Origin of the sequence: Saccharomonospora saliphila YIM 90502, from assembly GCF_000383795.1 — a bacterium.
Lineage (GTDB): Bacteria > Actinomycetota > Actinomycetes > Mycobacteriales > Pseudonocardiaceae > Saccharomonospora > Saccharomonospora saliphila.
Window position 1 is genome coordinate 56836 of sequence record NZ_KB912600.1, and the last position, 4608, is coordinate 61443.

Annotated in this window: 4 protein-coding genes; 1 reads left to right on the forward strand and 3 read right to left on the reverse strand. The window is 71.4% G+C overall.

The window, feature by feature from the left end; all coding sequences use genetic code 11:
• Positions 1–1703, forward strand: a 1703-nt coding sequence (locus tag SACSA_RS20910) for a VanW family protein (protein WP_019812752.1), incomplete at its 5' end; no start/stop codon positions are given.
• Between the two features lie 52 nt (positions 1704–1755).
• On the opposite strand, the gene SACSA_RS0100895 is transcribed toward SACSA_RS20910, so the two are convergent.
• From SACSA_RS0100895 to SACSA_RS20915, 3 genes are all read right to left on the reverse strand, one after another.
• Positions 1756–2031 carry a GlsB/YeaQ/YmgE family stress response membrane protein gene (locus SACSA_RS0100895; protein ID WP_019812754.1) on the reverse strand — a complete coding sequence of 92 codons (276 nt, stop codon included), beginning with the start codon at positions 2029–2031 and terminating at the stop codon, positions 1756–1758.
• Between the two features lie 147 nt (positions 2032–2178).
• The gene (locus tag SACSA_RS0100900) at positions 2179–4032 is read right to left on the reverse strand and encodes an acyl-CoA dehydrogenase (protein ID WP_019812756.1); all 1854 of its coding nucleotides are present in this window, start codon (positions 4030–4032) and stop codon (positions 2179–2181) included.
• Between the two features lie 208 nt (positions 4033–4240).
• Positions 4241–4608: response regulator transcription factor (locus tag SACSA_RS20915; RefSeq protein WP_019812758.1), on the reverse strand; the 368-nt coding region annotated here is incomplete at its 5' end.

Here is a 4608-nt window from a genome sequence, read left to right on the forward strand (position 1 = left end):
GGCGCCGCCTGCGCAGGCGGTTCGGCACCGCGCTGGTGGCCGTCGGGGCGCTCACGGCGGTGCTCACCGTGTGTTACGTCGCCGACCTCGTGGTCAGCGCGGGCGAGGTGCCCCGGGGGGTCACGGTCGCCGGGGTGGACATCGGCGGACTGGACCGGGATGAGGCCGAGGAGACGTTGCGTGCCGAACTGGGCCCGCTGACCACGCGTCCCGTCGTGCTCCGCGCCGGTGGCGTCGAGGCCGAGCTGGACCCGGCCGCGGCCGGGCTGAGCGTCGACTGGGCCGAGACGGTCGACCGGGTGGGCGGACAGCCGTGGAACCCGGTCGACCGCGTGGTGTCGGTCTTCCGTCACCGCGAGGTCGGCCTCGCCACCGAGGTCGACCCGAAGGCACTGCGCACGGCGCTGCGGCGGGTCGCGACCCGCCAGATCGACCGCGAGCCCTCCGGAGGGCGGATCGGGGTCCGCGTACTGGACTCGGGCCGCGTCCGGCCGTACGCGGTCGATCCGTCGCCCGGGCTCCGGGTGTCCGACCCGGTGGCGGCGGCCGGGGTGGTGCGGCAGCGGTGGCCGAGCCGGAGGCCGATCGACATCCCCGTCGAGACGACCGCCCCGCCGGTGCGGTCGGAGGCGGTGCACGCGGCCCTGCGCGACGAGGTCGCGCCGCTGGTGTCCGGGCCGGTGCGCCTGCTCGGCGACGGAGCCGACGCCGTCGTCTCACCCGTCGACATCGGCAGGGCCCTGCGGGTGGACACCGAGGCCGAGGGCGGGCCGTCGGTGTCGCTCGACCGCGACGCGCTGCGCCCGGTGGTGGCCGCCGAACTCGAACGCACCGAACAGAACCCGCACGACGCCCGGTTGACGTTCGCCGACGGCGCTCCCGTGGTGGAACCGTCCGTGCGGGGCACGAGGATCGACTGGGACCGTACGCTCGACCGGTTCGTCGAGGCCGCGTCCACCCGCGACAGCCGCGACCTCATGGTCGCCTACGACGCGGTGGAGCCCGCGGTGACCACCGCGGAGGTCGAGACGCTCGGTGTCAGCGAGGTCGTGGGCCGGTTCGTCACCGAGGGTTTCGCCGACGAGGTACGCCCGAATCTCGACGCCCTCGCCCGCGCCGTGGACGGTGTGCTCGTGCGGCCCGGCGAGACGTTCAGCCTGGAACGGCACACCGGTCCGCGCACCGCCTCGCGCGGCTACGTCGTCGCGCCGCTGCGCGAGGACGGCACCGGGCCGGAGGTGATCGGTGGTGGGGTCTCCCAGCTCACCAGCACCTTCTACAACGCGGTGTATCTGGCCGGGTTCGACCGGATCGAGCGCACTCCCCAACCGACCCACCTCGCGCGGTATCCCGAGGGCAGGGACGCCGTCTCGCTCGCGGGCGACGGCTCGACGAGGGATTTCTCGTTCACCAACGACGGGTCCACGGCGGTGGCGATCCGGGCGACGGTGAGCGACGCGGAGGTCGCCGTGACGCTGTGGGGCACACGGCGGTACGAGGTGGACACCGTGACCGGCCCCCGGCGCGACCTCGTCCCGCCCCCGGTGATCCGCGGCGCGGGGCCGGACTGCGCTCCGGAGCGGGGTGAGCCGGGGTTCACGGTCTCCACGACGCGCGTCCGCCGCGACGCGGACACCGGCGCGGAACTCGACCGCCGCACGCACCGCGTGCGCTACGCCCCGCGTCCCACGGTGGTGTGCTGACGGGGCGGTGTCCGACGCTGACGGGCCGGTGTCTGACGGGGCCGGTGACGGCTCAGCGTTCCACGCGGCGGCGCGGGTACGTGCCCGCCACGAGCGCGACCCCGACGGTGGCGAGCACCAGCTGCGTGAGGAACTCCAGCCAGTCCCACCCGTCGGTGTCGGCGTAGCCGATGCCGCGGGCGATCGCCGTGCCGATGAAGGCCGCGGCCAGTCCCACGAGGATGGTCACCCACACCGGGATGCGCTGCTTGCCGGGCAGGATCAGCCGGGCGAGCACCCCCAGCACCAGGCCGATCGCGATCGCGGAGATGATGCCGGAGATCTCCATCGCGGGTTCTCCCTTCCGGCGCCCGGGTCGTGGACGCCGCGGGAGTACCCGGACCCGCGGGGGCGCAACCCGCGCCGACGGCTCCGGGCCACCCCGACGACCGCGTGCCCGCGGCCCGGGGTGGCCCGGGATGCCGGTCTCGCCGCCTCAGAAGGCGGCTTCGTCGATCTCCATCAGGTCGTTGTCGGCGGCCTCGACGATGGCGCGCCGGGCGGAGAGCTCCGGCAGGACCGTCTTCGCGAAGAACGAGGCCACGGCGACCTTGCCCTGGTAGAAGGGCACGTCCTTGGCGGAGGCGCCGTCGTCCAGCTTGGCGGTGGCGACCTCGGCCTGGCGCAGCAGCTGCCAGCCGACGAGCAGGTCACCGGCCGAGAGGAGCAGCCGCACGGTGTGCTGGCCGACCTTGTAGACGTTGCGCACGTCCTCCTGGCCGGAGGTCAGGTACCCGATCATCGTGCCGAGCATGCCCTGCACGTCGTCGAGGGCCTGCTTGAGCAGCGCGCGCTCGTTCTTGAGCCTGCCGTTGCCGGTCTCCGACTCGATGGTCTTGGTGATTTCGGCCGCCACGTGGGCCAGCGCCTGACCCTTGTCCCGGACGATCTTCCGGAAGAAGAAGTCCATCGACTGAATCGCCGTGGTGCCCTCGTACAGCGAGTCGATCTTCGAGTCGCGGATGTACTGCTCGATCGGGTAGTCCTGCAGGAAGCCCGACCCGCCGAGCGTTTGCAGCGACTGGATGAGCTGCTCGGTGGCTCGCTCGGAGCCGACGCCCTTGACGATCGGCAGCAGCAGGTCGTTGACGCGCTCGGCCAGCGACAGCGACTCGGCGTCGACGCCGCCGTCCTCACCGACCCACACCTGGTCCTGGAACGACGCCGTGTACAGGTACACCGCGCGCAGGCCCTCGGCGTAGGCCTTCTGCAACATCAGCGACCGGCGCACGTCCGGATGGTGCGTGATGGTCACGCGCGGCGCTGTCTTGTCCGTCTGGCGGGTGAGGTCGGGGCCCTGCACGCGCTCCTTGGCGTACTCGAGCGCGTTCAGGTAGCCGGTGGACAGCGTCGCGATGGCCTTGGTACCGACCATCATGCGGGCGTACTCGATGACCTGGAACATCTGCGCGATGCCGTCGTGCACCTCGCCGAGCAGCCAGCCCTTCGCGGGGACGTCGTGCTGGCCGAAGGTCAGCTCGCAGGTGGTGGAGACCTTCAGGCCCATCTTGTGCTCGACGCCGGTGACGTAGGCGCCGTTGCGCTCGCCGGGCTCACCGGTGTGGGTGTCGAAGTGGTACTTCGGGACGAGGAACAGCGACAGGCCCTTGGTGCCCGGCTTGGGCTCGATGCCGGGACCCTCGGGGCGTGCCAGTACCAGGTGCATGATGTTCTCGGTCATGTCCTGGTCGCCGGAGGTGATGAACCGCTTGACGCCTTCGAGGTGCCAGGAGCCGTCTTCCTGCTTGACCGCCTTCGTGCGGCCCGCGCCGACGTCCGAGCCCGCGTCGGGCTCGGTGAGCACCATGGTGGCGCCCCACGCCCGGTCGATCATGAGCTGTGCCCAGCGCTTCTGCTCCTCGGTGCCGTTGCGGTCGAGGATCATCGCGAAGTTCGGGCCCGCCATGTACATGTACAGCGCCGGGTTCGCGCCCAGAATGAGTTCCGAGGCCGCCCACTGCACCGTCGGGGGAAGGCCGAAACCGCCGAGGTTGTTGGTCAGGCCGATCCGCCACCACTCGCCGTCCCAGAGCGCCTGGTAGCTCCTCTTGAACGACTCGGGCAGCGTGGCGGAGAACGTCGTCGGGTCGTAGACGGGCGGGTTGCGGTCGGCATCGGTGAAGGATTCGGCGAGCGGGCCGACGGCGAGGTTGTTCAGCTCGGCCAGCACCCCTCGGGCGGTCTCCTCGTCGGACTCGGCAAGCACGCCCTTGCCGAGGCGCTCCTGCACGCCGAGCATCTCGAACAGGTTGAACTCGAGGTCTCGGACGTTGCTCTTGTAGTGGCCCATGTCGTCACTCCGTACGGGTTGTTCGGCACTCCGGCGTGGGCGCTTCCATGGCGGACAGGCACTGCCCTACTGGCCGGTAACATGAGCATACTACCTGTTGGTAACCGCAGGCGAGGACTCGACGGGACTTTGTGCTGTGTTTCGGTGCACGCGAGGCCACCGGCCGCATGGCAGCCGGTGATGTCTCCCGGAACGCGGCGTGCGGGGGTCAGTCCTGGACGCGGGCGGCGGGCTGGCCGGTCTCGTCGGGAGTGAGCACCAGGATGCCCGCGCGGAACGCCTTGGTCACCGCGTGCGTGCGGTCGTGCGCCGAAAGCTTGCGCAGAATGCTCTTCACGTGCGTGCGCACCGTCTCCACCGAAAGGAACAGCGTCTCGGCGACCGTCGAGTTCTCCATCCCCTCGGCGATCAGCTGCAACACCTGATACTCCCGCCGGGACAGCGGCATGCGCGCGCGGTCGGCCGCGGGCACCGGGCCGGTCGAGGGCATCAGCGGCAGCAGTGCCTGGTCGACGTGCCGTCGCTCGACGTAGGTGCGGCGCACCGCGTCGGTGAACCGCCGCGACTCGGCGGCGC